Here is an 18,311-nt window from a genome sequence, read left to right as displayed (position 1 = left end):
GCCCCTAAAAACATTCCGCACTGCGATACTGCTTTTAGGGGCAGCTTGTCGTGCCAGGTGGCTGGGCAGGTTTGCACAAACAGGGCCACTTTATCGCCAGAATTCGGCTGCCTTATGAAAATCCTTCCATAATCCGGGCAATTTTCGCAGGGCTTTTTTCCTTCGTTTGTGGCTCCATTCCACAATATCCGCACATAAAGGGGCAAGGGCCGGGTGCCCTATAGCCAGACTTTCGGCCAGCGTGGCAGCCACTGCCGCATCGTTGATCTCACCCAGCGCCGACTGCATATGCCGACCCAGCTTCAGATACGGCCTGACGTGCCGCGCGGGATAAAATGCCGTGAAATAATCGGCACTATAGCGCAGCCTTTTCAGAGCCTTGCGCAGGCTATGCAGGCCGTTTGGGCTCAGATTCCCAATTCCACGACCACGGCGGGCCACCTTGCGGGCAAACCGCTCAAGCTGTTCTGGCGCAAAGTCGCACAGTCGGGGCGGAACATCCCCGCTACCCGTAACAACAGGTGCGCCTTCCACCCAGGCCATAAGTTCGAGTGCGAGCATGGTCGGGGCAGGCCCATCCAGTTCCGCCCGCAATGCCCTGTGGGCCGCACTACGTTTTTCCGCCGCCGCCGCCACAAGGGGCTGGGAATATGCCGGGTCCCCGTCACCAAAGACCGAAACCACTGTTTCCAGGCAGAACACATCCCAGTCGCGGGCGGCACCGAGCACCTGCCCGAGTTGCTGCAAGGCTTCTTCAAACCGTTCGAAAACAGGCGCGGCCAGACAGGGGGCGAACAGCCGCAGCACCGTGCGCAGCTTGCGAATGCTCACCCGCATGTCGTGTATCCCGTCCACCTCCCCCGCTTCGGCCGCCGGCTGACTGCCGGTCAGGACAACCAGTTGGGAGCGAACGATCAGCCTGAACGCGTGTTCGGTCGAGATCTGCGGGGTCAGGGCTACGGCGGGCTCCGCAACGGCATCGGGGGCGCCGCCACGCAGCAGCCGGTGGCCGCGCCCGGCCTTGGTTTCCACCCCGATCCGCAAGGGCAGGTCGGCCAGCAGGCGCAGCGCCAGACGATAGACCTGCAGGACCGGGCCATCCTTAAGCTCCAGTTCAAGCTCCTGCACGGGCACTTCACGCCCGGCGGCACGCACCACACCGTCATCGACCGCCGCTTCGATCATCGCCCCGCCATAAGCGACAGGATGCACGCTGCGCCGGATATCGCTGACCAGAACCGGCACCAGCCTTTCTGCCAGGGTCGGGCCAAATACGGCAGCGGGCGTGCGGGCCAGCACGGTCGTATCGGGCCGGTCTGTCGTAACCGGCCAACTCCATTCGTTCCGGCTGGCGGCCAGCCCCCCACCCGCCGCGTCCGATTTCAATGTCTGGACATATTGTCCCCCTGCCTCGCGCACCCTGAGCGTCAGTCCTTTCTCGTACAGGGCCAGAGCGGGCGTATCGTAATAGGTCGTCAGCAGGTGCTGGTGGCGCACGCCAGATACCAGCCCCTCGCGCAGGGCAGGATGCTGTTCGACGGCCTGGCGGCTCCGGGCCGGAAAAAGCAGTTTCAACTCGACTTCCTGCGGGGGCGATGTCGGGGCGGTCATCGTCTCTCCTGACAATCCGGGCGGGCAACTTGCTGTTCTGCAACGCGTCACGCCACATGAGGGATGCACGATACTGCCGATGAAAAAGCAGCAGGCTTTGTCCGTTACAGCCCCGGCAGGAGCATTTTTACAGAACAGCGGGCCAGAACGCCTGCCAGAGCGAGGACCAGAGCACGTGCTGCGGCTGCCATGTCCTGCAAACAAATCCGCTACCCGACGTTACATCAGGCAGAAATGACCGGTCCATGAAAGCCGTGACAGTGCCATGCCCCAGCCCCCGAACGCGGCGAACCCGGCCGAGGACAACACGGGGGAGAGCAATGCGCGCGATCTGGCACGGTTCTGGACCCTCCCGCCCGACGCCGTGGCCAAAGCCCTGCAATCCGGGCCGGAGGGGCTGAGTTCCGAAGAAGCCCTGCGTCGCGCCGATCGCTATGGCCCCAATACGGACAGCACGCCACACCGCGCCAGCGCGCCACGCGCCGTCATGCGCCGCCTGCTGGAACCGCTCTCGCTGATCCTGCTGGGGGCCGGGGTGGTTTCCGTCGTAACGGGGGATGTCAGCGGTGGAGCGATTATCGTGGCCATTCTCGCTCTGTCCATCGGGCTTGACACCGTGCAGGAAGGATACGCGCTCAAGGCTGCCGACGCGCTGAAGCATTCGGTCGCCCTGCAGGCCGAAGTCCGGCGGGATGGCGCGTTTGTGCCGGTCGATGTCAGCACTGTTGTGCCGGGCGATATTCTGCGGGTGCGTGGGGGCGATATCATTCCCGCCGATGCCTTGGTGCTGGCCAGCAACGGCTTCACCGCCGACGAAGCCGCCCTGACAGGTGAACCCTATCCGGTGGAAAAACGCGCAGGCCCGGTTACAGCCCAAAGCCCGGCCGATGCCACGAACGCGCTCTTTCGCGGTGCTGTCGCCCAGACGGGAGAGGCCACGGCACTGGTGGTCGCTACCGGGCGGGCCACGGTGTTCGGCGCTGTGGCGGCAGCCCTTGACGCAGCGCAGCCGCCATCCCCTTTCCAGCGGGACCTGCACGCGTTCGGGCTGGTCATCGCCCGGCTGACACTTGCGCTGGTGGTGATCGTGCTGGCCGTGCGGGTCATCATGGGACGGCCGGCACTGGAATCGCTGATGTTCGCCGTCGCGCTGGCCGTCGGGCTGACACCCGAATTATTGCCCATGATCACCACCGTCACGCTCTCACGCGGGGCTGTACGCATGGCGCGCCGCAAGGTCATTGTCAAACGTCTGGCCGCCATTCACGATCTGGGTGCAATGACCACGCTATGCACGGACAAGACCGGCACGCTGACCGCGGCCGAAATCACACTGGCGGACACACTGGATGCAGCGGGCCACCCCGACCCGCGCCCGGCCATGCTGGGCGCGGTCGCCGCAAGACTTGGCGGGGACCGCGGGGCACTGGATCGGGCTCTGGCGCGCTCTGGCGCGCAGGTGGAGAACACGGGCTGGACATTACGGGCCCAGCGCGCCTTTGATTTCAACCGCAGGTTTGGCGCTGTCGTGGCAAACGGGCCGGAAGGCGCGATCCTGATCGTCAAAGGGGCTGTGGAGGCTGTACTGCCCCTGTGCACCAGCCAGCGCACGCAAAACGGCCCGACGCTGCTGGACGCACCCGCGCTTGAGGGTATGCAGGCCCGCGTGCAGGATCTGGCGCAGGAGGGGAAAAGGACGATCGCCATTGCATCGCGCCTGTGGGACACGCCCGCAAACGACATTGATGACAAAGCCATGGCAGGGCTTGTTTTCGAGGGATTATGCACCTTTACCGACCCACCGAAGCCGACCGCAGCCGCCGCGATCACGCGGCTCAGGGCGGCAGGAATCGGCCTGAAGATTTTATCGGGCGATGATCCGGTCATTGTCCGCCGGGTTGCGGGACTGGTGGGGGTGGATGTCGGCACCGTGCTGTCCGGTCCCGATATCGCAGCGCTGGGGGATGAGGCCCTGGCCGTGCAGGTCCAGACAGTTCACGCCTATGGCCGCCTTACCCCGGACCAGAAATCGCGGATTGTCCGCGCCCTGCAGGACAGGGGTGCGGTGGTGGGGTATCTGGGTGACGGCATAAACGATTCACCGGCCCTGAAAATAGCCGATGTGGGGCTGTCGGTTTCGGGTGCTACAGGGGTGGCCCAGGCGGCGGCGGACATGATCCTGCTGGCGCCCGACCTGGAAGTCGTGGCGGACGGGGTTGAGGAAGGACGGCGGACTTTCGCCAATATTTTGAAATATGTCCGCATGGCGGCCAGTTCCAATCTGGGCAACATGCTGTCCATGGCGGTGGCCTCGGTCACGCTGCCCTTTCTGCCTATGCTGCCGACCCAGATTTTGCTGAACAACCTGCTTTATGACTTTTCGGAAATCGGCATCCCGTTCGACACGGTACGGCCCGAAGCCGTCGCCAGACCCCAGGTCTGGGACATGCGCGCCCTTGTGCGGTTCGCGGCCGTCATGGGGCCGCTCTCCTCGGTTTTTGATCTTGCGACATTTGCCGTGCTTGTCGCTGTTTTTCACGCAGGTGAGGCACAGTTCCGAACCGCATGGTTTCTTGAATCCATGGCCACGCAAATTCTGGTCATTTTCGTTATCCGAACCAATGGCCGTGCCTGGGCCACCCGACCGGGCAAGGTACTTGCGGTGTCGTCCCTTGTCGCATTGGCGCTGGCCCTGATCCTGCCCATGACCCGACTAAGCACCTGGTTTGGCTTTAAGCCACCGCCCCTGCCCGTGGCCCTGACCATCGGTGTTCTTGTCGGGCTTTACCTAGTTTGCGCCGAACTACTCAAACGCTTTGCCATCATGCCCGCAAGACGCTGAAACGTCCCGGCGCTAGGGCGCAACTGCCCGCACCAGCTCGTGCACAATGGCTTCCAGCATGATCCGGTCCGCCTGTGTAAAGCGGTTTTTGCGCGGGCTATCGATATCGAGCACACCCAGCAGCGTATTCCCCGCCAGCACAGGCACCACGATTTCGGACGCGGATGCCGCATCGCATGCAATATGACCGGGAAAATCATGCACATCGGGCACAATGCGCGTGACCCGTTCCTGCGCCACTGTGCCGCATACCCCCTTGCCCAGCGGAATACGGGTGCAGGCCATGCGCCCCTGAAAAGGACCGAGCACAAGCTGCCCCTCTTTCCACAGGTAAAAGCCAGCCCAGTTCAGGTCGGGCATGGCCTCGAAAATCAGCGCCGAAATATTGGCCATATTGGCGATCAGGTCCGGCTCATCCGCCACCACGGCGGTTATGGCAGGCAGAAGATCGGCTGTTGTCAGACGCCGGGAAGGGGCAAGCATGGCATGTCGTTCCTGTATGGTCATTGCATGATGGCCAACTGCGCCACGACACACGCAGGCCGGTCAATCCCCCCAGGCTGTCGACAGGCAGATGAATAGTTGCGCGCCCTCTCAATCGGGGCGGCCCCCCATGGCTGCCCCGCAGACCACAAGCGCCACAGGCAGATATAAAACACCCTTGAATAGTCTTTATATTTCCCGATAACGCAAATTGTCATAACGGACAGATCATGCGCGACGGTTATAATCGCGGCAGGCAAGGGTGAGAAAAAACAGAACAGGCATTCAGCTTCTCTACACAAGAAAAACAAAACTCAAATACAATTAATCAAACCCATGAATACACATAAAAAAGAACACCAAACTGATATAAAAATTCGGCTTCTTCATTGCCCGTGTCATTTTTATTTATAAAAAATATCTTGAAATGGCGCTGCAATGATTATATAAACCCTTCAACGCACGCTATCTGTGCTTCCCATTCCGTGATGCGCGATCCTGTTTTCGTGCTCGCATCCTGTCGGCCCTGCTGTGTCATCGCGGGGGCCGAGCATCACGCATGCCCGCCGTCCGTTCTCCTTCGGGCTTTCTTATGTCGCGGGCTGCAGTCAATTTGATAAGGAGAGAGCGTCTTGCCAGAGACAGGCCCTCAGACAGCTATGCAGGATCGCGGATTTGCCGCGCGCCTTGGTATTCCCCAGTCCCTGTTTTTCGGTTTTATCGGCCTGCTGCTGTTTATGGTCGGTGACGGTGTCGAGGCAGGCTATCTCGACACCTACATGCTGCACCATGGCCATACCCAGGGCGACGTGAACCTGATGTTCACCACCTATGGCGTAGCCGTCATGATATCTGCATGGCTTTCCGGCCCCCTGTCGGACCTTTACGGGCCACGCCGCACCATGTGGGCCGGGCTGGTGTTGTGGGCCGCGCTTGAGGTCGGCTTTCTGTCGCTGGGTCTGGGGCCTGACAACCTGCGCATGACGCTGCTGTTCTATACATTGCGTGGCTTTGCCTATCCGTTGTTTGCCTATGGTTTTCTGGTCTGGATTGCGGCTGTAACCCCGGCGCGCATGCTTGGCTCCGCCGCCGGGTGGTTCTGGTTCTCCTTTTCCGCCGGCCTGCCCACGCTGGGGTCGCAATTCGCGCGCTACACCATTCCCTATATCGGCGAACTGGCGACGTTCTGGAGTTCGCTTGGTCTGGTGATCGCAGGTGGCCTGATCGCGCTGCTGCTGGTCCGCGAACAAACAGGATCGAAACCTCTGGTCGCCGCGGGCGCCGACAGGAAACAGGTTTTTTTCGGCTCCATCAGCATCATGTGGCGTGAACCCAAAACCCTCGCGGCCGGCATTATCCGCACGGTCGACACGTCCTCCGAATATGCATTCCTCGCGATCATGCCGGCTTTCTTCATCGATCAGCTCCATTTTTCGCAAGCCCTGTGGCTGGACCTTCTGTCCCTGATCTTTCTGGGCAACATTCTTTTCAACCTTGTCGCAGGCATGCTGGCCGACAAGCTTGGCCACCGCTTTGTCGTGGCCGTTGGCGGGTGTGTAGGCTGCTGCGTTACCATTCCGCTCTTCTACTACGTGCCGCTCTGGTACCCGGGCAACTTTACCGCAGCCGCCATCATGGGTTTCATCTACGGTGGAACGGTCGCGGCCTTTGTGCCCATGTCCGGCCTGATGCCGCTGATCTGCCCCAAGGAAAAAGCCGCGGCGCTGTCCATTCTGGGGCTGGGTGCGGGTGCCAGCACATGGGTGGGACCGGCAGTCGTCGGGGTTTGTGAATCCTGGTTTGGCATGGGACTGGAAGGGGTAATCTGGACGTTTTCGGGCCTCTACCTTGCCGCCGGTGTGCTGACCCTGTGCCTGCGTATTTCGCCCGAAGCACGACGCCACACGGAAATGCTCGAAAAGAAGCAGAGCCGGGCCCGCCAGAACGATTTTGCCGTCGGCCAGGCAGCCTGAAAAATCCCGGCATTCCGGCCTGTTCATACGGCCGGAATGCCATTTGTCCCGATACCGCGCCCCCCTTTCTACGCGGCTCCAGCACGCCGCGCGGGCCCCTGCCGCACCGGCAGGCACCGCCAGTTGCCTGAAAAGGCCGGGGCTATCATGCGCAGCCGCCGGTTCTGGCAGCCCTGCCGGTCTTGAGCGGCACGGAACTGTTCGCCCCCAGGGTGGAACACGCCGTGCGACTCAAGACCGGGCATAAGCCCGCACACCGTTTTCTTCCCCCCCCCCCCCTGAGTTCTCACCTACCGGGGGAACCCGAGGGTCAAGCCTCCGTTCGTGTCTGGAGAAGGCGTCTTGTTTTGCAAGACGATCATGCCTCCAACCAATCGAGGATACTCCATGACCCTATGCGCCTTCCCCCTGATCATACCCGGCGCACCCACAGGCGGCAAACCAGACCAGTTACACGACCATGCCCGCCGCCTCTTCCCCATATGCCGCAGTATTACCGGAGAGGGCATTCGCCAGACACTTTCCTATATTGGCCAACATATCGCGAATTTTCACATTCACCACGTCGGCAGCGGCACGCAGGTCTTCGACTGGCAGGTGCCGCTGGAATGGGCTGTCCGCAAGGCGCGTATCTGCCGCACAAATGGTGAGACCGTGATCGACTTCGCGCACTGCAACCTGCACCTTGTGCAGTACAGCGCCCCCTTTCAGGGCCGTGTCACGCGCGCGGTGCTGGAGCAGCATCTGCACTCCCTGCCGGAACAGCCGGACCTGATCCCCTATCGCACCAGCTATTACACCGAAGGCTGGGGTTTTTGCGTGTCTGAACACCAGCGTGCCGCCCTGACCGAGCCCGAATACGATATCGACATCGATACCGAACTGCGCCCGGGCGTGCTGAGCTATGGCGAGGTTCTTGTCCCTGGCGATCAACCGGATGAAGTCCTGTTTTCAATTCATTGCTGCCATCCATCGCTTGCCAATGACAATCTTTCCTCCATTGCCATAGCGATCGAGCTGGCGCGGGCACTCCAGTCCGGGCCTGCGCGCAGGTTGTCATACCGGTTCGTGTTCATACCGGGCACAATCGGGGCGATCACATGGCTGGCCATGAACCGCGACACGGTAGAGCGTATCCGCCATGGGCTGGTGCTGAGCTGCCTGGGAGATGAAGCCCCCCCCACCTACAAGCAGTCACGACGGACCAATGCCCCGGTGGACCGCTATGCCGCCTATCTGCTCGCCCGCTGGCCGGGAGCACAGATCGTGCCTTTCGAGCCCTACGGTTATGACGAACGGCAATATTGCTCGCCCGGCTTCAACCTGCCTGTCGGCTGTCTCATGCGTTCGCGCAACGGGACCTTCGCGCAGTACCACACATCGGCCGACAATCTGGATTTCATAACCCCGGCAGCCCTTGCGGGCTCGTATCGTATCATTGCAAACATGATCGGGATGATGGAAGCCGATACGACACTGACCAGCCTGAACCCCTTCTGCGAACCCCAGTTGGGCCGCCGGGGACTTTACAAGGTGATCGGCGGCACAAACACCACCGACGCCGAACCCGGTCACGCCATTGACCAGATGACGCTGCTCTGGGTTCTCAACCTGGCCGACGGCGCGCATTCGCTGCTCGATATTGCCGAACGTTCAGGCAAGCCGTTCGCGGCGGTCATGGCCGCCGCACAGGCACTGGACAAGGCCGGGCTGGTGCGCGCCAACCCCGACTGAACGCGCAACCAGCCCCGGCAGGCTTACCACATGCGCCACGGCGCTTGCTGTGTGGCCCATAGTTCATCAAGATGGCGCTTGTCACGCAATGTATCCATGGAATGCCAGAAGGCGTCGTGCTTGAGCGCCATCAGTTCTCCATCCTGGGCCAGACGTTCAAGCGGACCGCGTTCGAAAACGGTTTCGTCATCGTCCAGATAGTCGAAAACCCCCGGCGAGAGCACAAAAAAACCACCATTGACATAGCTCTGCTCTATGGGCTTTTCGCGAAATGCGCCCACACGTCCGTTTTCAATCTCCAGCGCACCAAACCGCGCAGGTGGCTTGACTGCCGTTACGGTTGCGATACGCCCGTGGCTTTTATGATAATCGACCGTGTTACTGACATTGATTTCGGCCACGCCATCACCGTATGTCATGCAGAACGGTTCATCGTCCAGGTAGGAACGCAGGCGCTTAAGGCGACCGCCTGTCATGGTTTCGAGCCCCGTATCAACCAGCGTGACGCGCCATGGCTCGGCCGTGCGTTTGAGCATGCTGATGGAATCGGACTGAAAATCGACCGTGATATCGGCCGACAGCAGATGATAGTTTGCGAAATACTGCTTTATCATTTCCGCCTTGTAACCTAGCGGAATAACAAAGTCGTTTATACCCGACTGAGAATAGATTTTCATGATATGCCACAGAATGGGCCGCCCCCCGATCTCGACCATGGGCTTGGGCCTGCTCTGGGTTTCTTCCATCAGACGTGTGCCATAACCACCCGACAGGATGACGGCTTTCATGACGTTCTTCTCCTTCTGGGCCCGGCCGGTCCTGGTTCACCCATCCGCCTGGCATGCAAACCGGACGCGCTGCACGTACCGGCCTTGCGAATAATCTTTTAGAAAGGCTTAAAGTTCCCATGTTTCCATAATTTGTATGCACACAGACACCGCGCATCGCAGGCAGCATAAGCCGCGCGGCACGCCTGCTTCGCGCAGGGCCTGCATGACCTGCCATACGACACGCGACACCAACGGGGACGCACGTTCCCACCCCGTACAGCAGGCCCGTCGTCGCAGGTGTTTCTTTACGCGACCCAACGCAGATCATGCGACAGCCTGCCATCCTCCATCATGCCTGCCAGCGCATGCAGCCTGATAAGCGGTGACTGCCGAAACTCCCGATCCGCAAAACCAATCCCCTGCAATCCGTCTATCAACTCCCCGATTGCCGCATTCAGGGTCATACGCGGCAGATGATCGGGCGCGAGTTCGGCCATCAGCGAAAAATCGACCTTGTAGGAGCGTCGGTCGGGCGGGGCCGCGGTATTGATGCTGACCGTCGTGCCGGGCAACTGCGCCGCCACCGCTTCGGCCAGGTCCCGCACCGTATAGTTCCATGTGTCGCTGCCGGCATTGATCACCAGCATGGGCTCACCCGTGCGCAGCATGGCCCATTCGATAGCGCGTGCCATATCGCGCACATGGATCAGTGGCCGCCATGGCGTACCATCGCTCAGCACCACGATTTCGCCCGTTGTCAGCGCACTGGCCACAAAATCGTTCAGAACCAGATCCAGGCGCAACCGGGCTGAAAAGCCGCAGGCCGTGGCAAAGCGCAGGCATGTCACGATCATATCGCCCCGATCGGCCTTTTGCAGGGCACGTTCGGTTTCGATCTTGGAGCGGGCATAGGCTGTCAGCGGCTCCACAGGATCGGTCTCGGTCCGTGGCGCACCGGCGGCACATCCATACACACTGCAACTGGAGGCAAAGACAAAATGCCCCACCCCGGCCCGGGCGGCGGCTTCGGCCACCTTTATGCTGGCATCGCGGTTGATGGCTTCTGTCGCGGCTTCAAAGCGGTTCCCCATGGGATCGTTGGAAATGGCCGCCAGATGAATGACCACGTCCACCCCCTCCAGCACGGTTGCGGGCAGGTCACGCACATCGCCAAAATACTGGGCATCCAGAAAAACTTCCGGCAGGGGGCCGCGCGTGGTCAGCGATTGCCCGAACAGCGAGGAATCGTATCCGACAATGCGCGCGTCGGGGAACCTCGTGCGCATGTGCCTTACAACGACAGGACCGATATACCCCATGTTCCCAACGACCAGAATATGCATTGTCTGTCTCGTCCGTGCTGGCGCCGGCAGATGGCGGCGCTGTTGCTGATGGATATGCCTGCCTACGTGTGCAAATGGCGTGGCGGCACGCCCGCCCCTCTGATCCGTATCGATAAAATCCACATCGCGCAGGGGCGGCTACACTCACTGTATGCGCGGCGTATGGCGCAGGCTGATCGGGCTTCCGACCCGCCATTGACCTCAACCATTGCTGATATGCCCGACCGGATCGTCATCCCGGCGGCGCATGAACGCTTATGGAATCGACTGGCTGGAAAAACACACTCCAGAACCCTTGCATGAAACCACATGAACGCTTTTAAAAAACGACCTGCTGCCAGATCCTGTTTCGAATATCCGGTCCGGAAACAACCATCTTTGTCGTTGCCGTGCCTTATTGCGTTCAACGTCGCCATTGCCGTTCGAGATAGCGGCTTACAAACACGTTTTCGTGAATATGCGCGCCACGTTATCCGAAAAGGTACGCCGGATCGTAAACACCATGAACCGCGTGCGAAAGCGCCCGCAGTCAGAGCCGCATTTCCAGCCGGTCAGGAGTGTTTTCTCTCATGAGCTTTCCCGAAAAAGACAGTATCGCAGTCGTCACCGGCGCGGCTGGCGGCATAGGGGCGGCCATTGCCCGGCACCTGGTGGATGCGGGCTGCCATGTCATTCTCAGCGGACGCAGCACAGCCCCTTTACAGGCCCTGGCAGCTTTGCTGGGTAAAACCCGTACGACCGTATGTCCGGCCGACCTGACGGATGAGAGCGCCCGCCACGCGCTGGCCCGCCTGTGCGCCAACCGGCTGGACATCCTGGTTCATTCCGCAGGGCTGTTCCTGCCCGGCCCAGCCGATAACGGCCCGACCGTCACACGGCTGGATGCGATCAATGTCACCGCCCCCATGGCGCTGTCTTCCCTGTGCCTGCCAGCTATCATTCAGGCACACGGGCAGATTGTTTTCATCAACTCCACAGCCGCCCTGAGCCCCGCTGGTCATGCGCATGAAGCCTATGCCGCCAGCAAACGCGCCCTGAAACACGCCGCCGATGCCCTGCGCCCGTCCCTGAAGGGCCGCCATGTCCGGGTGCTGAACGTGTTTCCCGGCCGCACGGATACTGCAATGCTGCAAAAAGTGCTGGAAAATGAGGCCGGAACCCTCACCCCCCCGGCGCTGCTCCAGCCGGATGACATTGCCCAGACCGTCCTGTACTGCCTGCGCACATCGCGGCGACTGGAACTGACCGATATCGTCATCCGCCCCGAAAACGCATGACGATTTTTTCATATCATGGAAACTTTTTCCGGTGAGATCGCCTTAAAGACGCAGCCCCTTTTGACAGCACCGGGCTGGACGGATCTCATACTGATATGGGGTAACTATGATCTTTGAGCCGACCGGGATCGAAGGCTTGTGGAGGATCGGTATCGAACGCCATATCGACGACCGGGGTTCGTTCGGGCGGCTGTTCTGCCGTGATGAATTTACCGCACATGGCCTGTGTGCCGACTTTGTGCAGATGAACAGTTCCAGAACGGTCCGGGCAGGCACCGTCCGGGGCATGCACTTCCAGCGCCCGCCCCATACCGAGGTCAAGCTGGTACGCTGCATCCGGGGCACAATACAGGACATTGTATGCGATGTGCGCCCGGATTCCGCCAGTTATCTGAAAAAACAGTCCTTTGTTCTCGACGCCTATGACGACTGGCTGCTTTATATTCCTGCCGGATGTGCCCATGGATTCCAGACCCTGACGGATGATGTCGAGGTTTTTTACGCCATGTCCCATATCTATTCCCCCGGTTCCGGCACGGGAATACAGTTCGACGATCCGGTATTGAATATTGTCTGGCCCCTGCCCGTCACCTGTATTTCCGAGCAGGACCGGGCATGGCCTCCTTACCGGCCCATGGCATTTTCCACCCTGTAGCAGGGACCCGGAACGGGCCGTCTGGAACAAGGGCGCTGCTACACTCTTTTTTGAAAAGGCACGGCAATGGATCCTGTAACCCTCTCCCCCCAAAGCCCGGCGAGCCAGTCCGTGCCGGAGGTTCCCCACGCAGCCGTAACGCATTGCCGCCTGTGCGGAGCTGCCCTGAAAACAAGTGTCGCCAATCTGGGCCTGTCGCCTTTGGCCAATTCCTATATAAAACCCGAACTCGAAAACGCGATGGAGGCGTTCTATCCCCTGCATGCGTTTATCTGCGATGACTGCCATCTGGTCCAGTTGGCCGAATTTGAATCGCCGCAGGCCATATTCGGGGACTATCTGTATTTTTCCTCCTATTCCGAAAGCTGGCTAAGGCACGCTCAGGCCTATATTCGCAAGCAGGTTTCACGCTTCGGGCTTGGGTCCCAGTCCCTTGTCGTGGAAGTTGCGTCCAATGACGGATATCTTCTGCAATATGCCTCGCAGGCTGGCATTCCCGTGCTGGGGGTGGAACCCGCCGCCAACGTCGCGGAAGTCGCGATAGCAAAAGGCATTCCGACAGATATAGCTTTTTTTGGCCGCCAGACAGCCACCCGCCTGAAAGACGCAGGCTATACCGCAAACCTGATGGTCGCCAACAATGTCGTGGCCCATGTGCCCGACCTGCACGACTTTCTGGAAGGTTTCAGGGTCCTGCTGGCTGAGGATGGTGTCGTCACCTTTGAATTTCCGCACCTGCTGCAACTGATCTCGCAGTATCAGTTCGATACCATCTACCACGAACATTTTTCCTATCTGTCATTGCTGGTCATGCGGCGAGCCCTTGCCATGCATGACCTGCGCGTATTCGATGTCGAGGAACTGCCAACCCACGGGGGATCCTTGCGTGTTTACGCCACCCCCTCCACCAATGTCTTTCTACCCACGGCACAGTCAGTGGAAGACCTGATTGCCCGCGAGCGCGCAGGCGGTCTTGAGGACATGCAGACCTATCGTGATTTTTCCCGGCGGATCGTCACGATCAAATGCGATGTTCTGGACTTTGTTATCAAGGCCCACAGGAACGGGGCCGTGGTGGCGGCCTATGGCGCGCCCGCAAAGGGAAACACGTTGCTCAATTACTGCGGCATCGGCCCCGAACTGATCCCCTTTACCGTCGACGCCAGCCCCTACAAACAGAACCTGCTTCTACCGGGCACACGCATTCCCATTCTGCACCCCGACGCGCTCCGCAAGGCACGGCCGGACTACGTGCTTATTCTGCCCTGGAACCTGAAAGATGAAATCATGTCCCAGATGTCCGATATCAGGGAATGGGGCGGCCGGTTTGTGGTGCCCATCCCGACGCTGGAAATTCTGTGAACCGTTCAGATCGATCTGATGGCGTATTCCACCCAGGCTTCCGGATGACACGGCAATGGACCATCCCCCTCGTTACGCAGTTCTGTTCCGCACGCATGTCTGGGACGATTTTGTAGAACGGCAGTTCGCCAGAATGCGCCAGACAGTCCGGCATGGCGATGTCCATATCCTTGCCAATAATACCTCGGGCTCATGCCCCGCGGTTGCCGGGCTGCCGTTCATGACCTTTACGGAACACGACCTGGAGGCCATGGGACTGGCCCGTGGCGGAAAGGGGGAAATGTTATGGAACAATGTCGATTACGCGCTATATTACTTCTTACAGACCCACCCCGATTATGACTATTATATCCTGTTCGAATACGATGTCGTCGCCAATACAGATCTCGACCGCATGATGATAAAGGTCGCGCATGACAGCGTGGATCTTGTCGGTACGACAAAAGGGCCAACACTGGAAAACTGGTGGTTCCGCACCACCTGCTCAGACCTTTACGCTGACAAAGATATTGTCAAAATGCTTTTACCGTTCGGAATTTTCTCCAACAGGGCGGTGCGTTTCCTTTTTGAACGACGCCTTGCCCTGTCCGCCCGGTTTCTTGAGGGCACCCTGACACACTGGCCCCATTGTGAAGCTTTTATTCCCACGGAACTCGCCCTGGCGGGATTCCGGCTGGGGGAATTATCATCCTATGCGACACTTGCACGCTACAGCCATGAGCCGGCCTTTCTGGAAGACGATGTCAAAAACCCCGATGCAAATGAACTGATCCACCCCGTTCTCGATACGCACCGCTATATTGCCAGCACGATCCGTTACGAGGGAAGACCCGAGACATATTTCATACCTGGCAGTTCTTTCCGGCGGAAACTGGCGCGTTTCCCGCGCAGTTTCTACATGCCCCTGTTAAAAAATGCCATCGGGCGACGGTTCGTCTCGGTCCGGCAAAAACTGGCCACCCTGTGTGCGCGCTGGTATGGTCTGACGCAGTATAAACGCGCAACGTCCATTTCCCATTAACCATGGACCTGCCGCAATGACAGACGCCCCATGACCCACTCGGATTATGATAGCGTTAATTCACCAGATCTGCGGAAAATTCACAAATACGGTTCCTGCCAGATTTTTTCGCCGTATAAAGTGCTGTGTCCGCCTCCTGAATAATGCTGTCCACCGTTTTGCCTGATTAATAACGCGTGAACCCACAGCTGATTGTAATTTTTATTTCTACGTTATTGCTTAAAGTGAAGGTCGTATTTTCAATTTCAGCGACAAGAGTGCCAAAGAATGCCTTCGCATCGCTTTCTGTAATCAAATGCACAATAACAAATTCATCTCCCCCAAACCGTGAAAGAATGTCATGTGGATGTATAAAATTCTGCATCAACTCTGAAACGTCCGTCAAAATCGTATCGCCTGCGTCATGGCCATATGTATCATTAATATTTTTAAAATGATCGATATCTATATAAGAAATACAATACAAATCTTCCTTCCCGGCTGTTATGCTTTTCATTTTCTCGTTAAAGCCGGCGCGATTAAGCAAATGCGTCAGAGGATCTTTTTCCGACTTTTCAACAGCAATCGCTATTTTATGTGTTTCTTCGCTAATGTCATTTACAGTGACAATTGCACCGGAAACAATGCCATTCGTAACAGATTTACGGAGGCTCAGACTGAGCGACAGGCTCTGGTTGGAAACAGGGACAGCGGCAAAAAATACATGCTGCTGCCGTTCATTTGCAAAATACTCTTTTATCAGACCCCGATCTTTATCCGATATTGTGAGAATATCCATCAGATGTTTACCCTGTATATTTTGAGCGTCATACCCCAGAAGCGGCACAGACGCTCCCCCCGCCCACAGACATACGCCATCCCGGTCGATACTGATCATGCAGTCTGTTGAATTGACCATGACCAGCGCGAGCATTTGCTCTCGTTCTGCAACACTTTGGGCCAGGGTTTTATTTCTCATAAACAGGACAGAAACCGCTCTTTCCGTGAAAACGGTAAAAATAAGGTAGGTCTGCAGAACAGCTTGGCGGCCTAAATACCCGGCCTGCATCAGCGCTATGGGGCCCGTTAAATCGAATGTTGCTCTTGTCGCCATGACCGCAATCATCATCACGACGATCGATCCAAAAACCTCTTCCGAAATAAGAGAGTTAGAAATAACCAATGATGTCGTTATAAACAAAAAAGGATATTTTATCTGATGGAATACATAATATGCGGCATACAATGTAATGGATATGGACATAAATGCCAGAAATGATTTTTTAAGTCCGTTCTTTGCAAAATTTCGTATGTTTTTGACAAGTGTTCCGTCAAGAATATACGTAAAAGGGCGCGTAAACGTTATATTCCCCAGTGATAAAGCAAAAAACCAGCCGGACAAATCATTCAGAGACAAGGTGCCAGAGAACGCCGCATTCGATGCGGCCCCCAGTAACGCACACACAAAAGGAAATACAAGACCTGAGTATAAGTTGAATTTTATAATGTACTTATATTCTGAAAATAAAATGCCATTCCCGACAAATCTGATATAGGCTTTGTTCGATAAAAATATTTGCAGCGAACTGATACCCGCATAACACAGGACACTTAAGCCATGATATCCGCACGCATAATGACTGACGGTATTTGCAAGAAAAGTTATCAGCGTGACAGCATTAATATTTTTGATTTGCTTGGAGAAGATAGCCGCAAGCATGAGGGCGTCTGCTGGCCATATGGTTGAATGACCATTATAATAGACCGTATATTTCATCGAAATATAAGCAATTACAACATACAGAACAAAAAAACCGAATAATTTTTTTATGCCTATATCAGACATACTCATTCCGGATTTCAGCATTTTTGTCCTGCACCGTTTCTATCTCTAAAGAACCTTTTCTTTAGCATAGTGTGCACACCCCAAAAATAGGCGGCTCATATATAAAAATGCAAGGCAGCTTTTTGCATGGATTGTAGCGAGTTTATCGCACTGAATGGGGCGTCTGGCTGGACTGATCATCAACACCCGCGCAACAGGCCCCAGAGGGACTGCGACGTGCGCACGGGCCAACATCGGCTCAGGGCACGCCATTCAAGCAGGTCGATCCACGCCCCCAAAAAACACATGACCAATCTGGCGCAAAACTGGGCACCAGCTCCAGGAAAAGGTGCTTCATGGCAGATCCCAGAGGGTGACGGCACCGTTCAACCCGTCCAGCAGGCCGGAAACATAAGTATGGGAACCAGCGCGGACGCCAGGCAACCCAGCACAACAGGCAGAGCTGGACGAACGATAGCCACACACCAAAGCGCCAACAACACTCCAACAGATACGGGCAAAGCGATCATGGTTTGCGACATTATATGGTGATCAACCGCTATCAGCCCCTCCCTAATCCCGCCCCTGCGCGGCTTATGCGTTCCGCCCCGACCGCCCATTCCCGTCACGGTTCCCGATCATTACGATTGAGGATAGACTCAATGTCTACAATATGTCTATTCTGCCCCTGCAATGGAGAGTGATGCATGAAAAAGCCCGGAGAAAGCCAGTGCGACGCGGCTCCGTCGTCCGATCGCAAGGCGCTTCTGAACGAGGCCCTGCGGCAGCGGATCGGCAATATGGAACTCGCACCCGGCGCGATTGTCGACGAACTGGCGCTGAGCGAGGAATTCGGCCTGTCGCGGCCACCGGTGCGAGAATTGATGCGCCAGCTTGCGGCGGAGGGCTATCTCGAACTGGAGCCGAACCGGCCGGCACGCGTATCCCCCATGAGCTATCAGTCCCTGCGCAGTTTCTTTGTGGCAGCCCCCCTGATCTATGCCGCGACCACGCAACTGGCGGCGACCAACGCCACCGCGGACGATATCGCGGCGCTGAAACAGACCCAGCACCACTTTCGGACCGCCATTGCCGAAAACGACGCCCGCAAGCGTGTTTTCTATAACGACCAGTTTCATCTGGAGATCGGGCAGATGGCCCGTAATGCCTATCTGCTGCCAAGCCTGCGCCGGTTGCTGCTCGATCATTCCCGCCTGGGCATGACGTTTTACCAGGACCCCGTAACCGAGGAAATGCGCCAGAGCTTCGACACGGCAGTGGTGCAGCATGACCAGATTATCGACGCGATCGAACAGCGTGACGTGGAACGGGCCGGTGCGCTGGTGCGTGCCCATTTCGACCTGTCGCGCCGACGCATGGCCGATTACGTCACCCCCGAAGGACTGGATGTCCCCCTTTTCTAGTCGCGCGCGCCA

Annotated in this window: 14 protein-coding genes; 9 read left to right on the top strand and 5 right to left on the bottom strand. The window is 57.9% G+C overall.

Annotated elements, in window-relative coordinates; genetic code table 11:
• Nucleotides 1-90 precede the first annotated feature (90 nt).
• On the bottom strand, nucleotides 91-1,611 hold the full coding sequence (locus tag ABF990_RS05575; protein ID WP_415499806.1) for a CHAD domain-containing protein: 1,521 nt from the start codon (nucleotides 1,609-1,611) through the stop codon (nucleotides 91-93).
• A gap of 265 nt (nucleotides 1,612-1,876) precedes the next feature.
• Between ABF990_RS05575 and mgtA the strand changes: the two genes are divergently transcribed.
• The gene (gene mgtA / locus ABF990_RS05570) at nucleotides 1,877-4,453 is read left to right on the top strand and encodes a magnesium-translocating P-type ATPase (RefSeq protein ID WP_415499805.1); all 2,577 of its coding nucleotides are present in this window, start codon (nucleotides 1,877-1,879) and stop codon (nucleotides 4,451-4,453) included.
• Nucleotides 4,454-4,465: 12 nt separating this feature from the next.
• On the opposite strand, the gene ABF990_RS05565 is transcribed toward mgtA, so the two are convergent.
• Nucleotides 4,466-4,936, bottom strand: a complete 471-nt coding sequence (locus ABF990_RS05565; protein WP_415499804.1) for a GAF domain-containing protein — start codon at nucleotides 4,934-4,936, stop codon at nucleotides 4,466-4,468.
• A 659-nt stretch (nucleotides 4,937-5,595) separates the two neighbouring features.
• Between ABF990_RS05565 and ABF990_RS05560 the strand changes: the two genes are divergently transcribed.
• Together ABF990_RS05560 and ABF990_RS05555 are read left to right on the top strand one after the other, a co-directional pair.
• Nucleotides 5,596-6,909 carry an MFS transporter gene (locus tag ABF990_RS05560; RefSeq protein WP_415499803.1) on the top strand — a complete coding sequence of 438 codons (1,314 nt, stop codon included), beginning with the start codon at nucleotides 5,596-5,598 and terminating at the stop codon, nucleotides 6,907-6,909.
• A gap of 387 nt (nucleotides 6,910-7,296) precedes the next feature.
• On the top strand, nucleotides 7,297-8,643 hold the full coding sequence (locus ABF990_RS05555; protein ID WP_415490507.1) for a DUF4910 domain-containing protein: 1,347 nt from the start codon (nucleotides 7,297-7,299) through the stop codon (nucleotides 8,641-8,643).
• Between the two features lie 23 nt (nucleotides 8,644-8,666).
• On the opposite strand, the gene rfbF is transcribed toward ABF990_RS05555, so the two are convergent.
• The gene (gene rfbF / locus ABF990_RS05550; protein WP_415490508.1) at nucleotides 8,667-9,431 is read right to left on the bottom strand and encodes a glucose-1-phosphate cytidylyltransferase; all 765 of its coding nucleotides are present in this window, start codon (nucleotides 9,429-9,431) and stop codon (nucleotides 8,667-8,669) included.
• A gap of 287 nt (nucleotides 9,432-9,718) precedes the next feature.
• A complete protein-coding gene (locus ABF990_RS05545) occupies nucleotides 9,719-10,756 on the bottom strand; it encodes an NAD-dependent epimerase/dehydratase family protein (RefSeq protein ID WP_415490509.1) in 1,038 nt (345 codons plus the stop codon).
• A gap of 30 nt (nucleotides 10,757-10,786) precedes the next feature.
• On the opposite strand from ABF990_RS05545, the gene ABF990_RS05540 reads away from it, so the two are divergent.
• The 5 genes from ABF990_RS05540 to ABF990_RS05520 all read left to right on the top strand — a co-directional run bounded on the left by ABF990_RS05540 (nucleotide 10,787) and on the right by ABF990_RS05520 (nucleotide 15,071).
• Nucleotides 10,787-11,059 (top strand): hypothetical protein, encoded by a 273-nt coding sequence (locus ABF990_RS05540; RefSeq protein ID WP_415490510.1) that lies wholly within the window; start codon nucleotides 10,787-10,789, stop codon nucleotides 11,057-11,059.
• A gap of 266 nt (nucleotides 11,060-11,325) precedes the next feature.
• Nucleotides 11,326-12,033: an SDR family NAD(P)-dependent oxidoreductase gene (locus ABF990_RS05535; protein WP_415490511.1), complete on the top strand. Its 708-nt coding sequence runs from the start codon at nucleotides 11,326-11,328 to the stop codon at nucleotides 12,031-12,033.
• Between the two features lie 106 nt (nucleotides 12,034-12,139).
• Nucleotides 12,140-12,688: a dTDP-4-dehydrorhamnose 3,5-epimerase family protein gene (locus tag ABF990_RS05530; protein WP_415490512.1), complete on the top strand. Its 549-nt coding sequence runs from the start codon at nucleotides 12,140-12,142 to the stop codon at nucleotides 12,686-12,688.
• 66 nt (nucleotides 12,689-12,754) lie between these two features.
• Nucleotides 12,755-14,050: a methyltransferase domain-containing protein gene (locus ABF990_RS05525; RefSeq protein WP_415490513.1), complete on the top strand. Its 1,296-nt coding sequence runs from the start codon at nucleotides 12,755-12,757 to the stop codon at nucleotides 14,048-14,050.
• Between the two features lie 55 nt (nucleotides 14,051-14,105).
• The gene (locus ABF990_RS05520; protein WP_415490514.1) at nucleotides 14,106-15,071 is read left to right on the top strand and encodes a hypothetical protein; all 966 of its coding nucleotides are present in this window, start codon (nucleotides 14,106-14,108) and stop codon (nucleotides 15,069-15,071) included.
• Between the two features lie 166 nt (nucleotides 15,072-15,237).
• Here ABF990_RS05520 and ABF990_RS05515 read toward each other — a convergent pair whose 3' ends face one another.
• Nucleotides 15,238-16,896 carry a diguanylate cyclase gene (locus ABF990_RS05515; RefSeq protein WP_415499802.1) on the bottom strand — a complete coding sequence of 553 codons (1,659 nt, stop codon included), beginning with the start codon at nucleotides 16,894-16,896 and terminating at the stop codon, nucleotides 15,238-15,240.
• 686 nt (nucleotides 16,897-17,582) lie between these two features.
• Here ABF990_RS05515 and ABF990_RS05510 point away from each other — a divergent pair.
• Nucleotides 17,583-18,299 (top strand): GntR family transcriptional regulator, encoded by a 717-nt coding sequence (locus ABF990_RS05510; RefSeq protein WP_415490516.1) that lies wholly within the window; start codon nucleotides 17,583-17,585, stop codon nucleotides 18,297-18,299.
• Nucleotides 18,300-18,311 lie beyond the last annotated feature (12 nt).

The sequence above is a fragment of the Acetobacter sp. genome (genome assembly GCF_047723915.1).
GTDB lineage: Bacteria > Pseudomonadota > Alphaproteobacteria > Acetobacterales > Acetobacteraceae > Acetobacter.
Note: the sequence above shows the minus strand (reverse complement) of the source record. Positions and strands in the feature narration are given on the sequence as shown.

Bases quoted from the DNA above. Each gene is read 5' to 3' on its own strand.
- ABF990_RS05575 (WP_415499806.1), bottom strand. From the start codon at position 1,611: ATGACCGCCCCGACATCGCCCCCGCAGGAAGTCGAGTTGAAACTGCTT.
- mgtA (WP_415499805.1), top strand. From the start codon at position 1,877: ATGCCCCAGCCCCCGAACGCGGCGAACCCGGCCGAGGACAACACGGGG.
- ABF990_RS05565 (WP_415499804.1), bottom strand. From the start codon at position 4,936: ATGCTTGCCCCTTCCCGGCGTCTGACAACAGCCGATCTTCTGCCTGCC.
- ABF990_RS05560 (WP_415499803.1), top strand. From the start codon at position 5,596: ATGCAGGATCGCGGATTTGCCGCGCGCCTTGGTATTCCCCAGTCCCTG.
- ABF990_RS05555 (WP_415490507.1), top strand. From the start codon at position 7,297: ATGACCCTATGCGCCTTCCCCCTGATCATACCCGGCGCACCCACAGGC.
- rfbF (WP_415490508.1), bottom strand. From the start codon at position 9,431: ATGAAAGCCGTCATCCTGTCGGGTGGTTATGGCACACGTCTGATGGAA.
- ABF990_RS05545 (WP_415490509.1), bottom strand. From the start codon at position 10,756: ATGCATATTCTGGTCGTTGGGAACATGGGGTATATCGGTCCTGTCGTT.
- ABF990_RS05540 (WP_415490510.1), top strand. From the start codon at position 10,787: ATGGCGGCGCTGTTGCTGATGGATATGCCTGCCTACGTGTGCAAATGG.
- ABF990_RS05535 (WP_415490511.1), top strand. From the start codon at position 11,326: ATGAGCTTTCCCGAAAAAGACAGTATCGCAGTCGTCACCGGCGCGGCT.
- ABF990_RS05530 (WP_415490512.1), top strand. From the start codon at position 12,140: ATGATCTTTGAGCCGACCGGGATCGAAGGCTTGTGGAGGATCGGTATC.
- ABF990_RS05525 (WP_415490513.1), top strand. From the start codon at position 12,755: ATGGATCCTGTAACCCTCTCCCCCCAAAGCCCGGCGAGCCAGTCCGTG.
- ABF990_RS05520 (WP_415490514.1), top strand. From the start codon at position 14,106: ATGGACCATCCCCCTCGTTACGCAGTTCTGTTCCGCACGCATGTCTGG.
- ABF990_RS05515 (WP_415499802.1), bottom strand. From the start codon at position 16,896: ATGTCTGATATAGGCATAAAAAAATTATTCGGTTTTTTTGTTCTGTAT.
- ABF990_RS05510 (WP_415490516.1), top strand. From the start codon at position 17,583: ATGAAAAAGCCCGGAGAAAGCCAGTGCGACGCGGCTCCGTCGTCCGAT.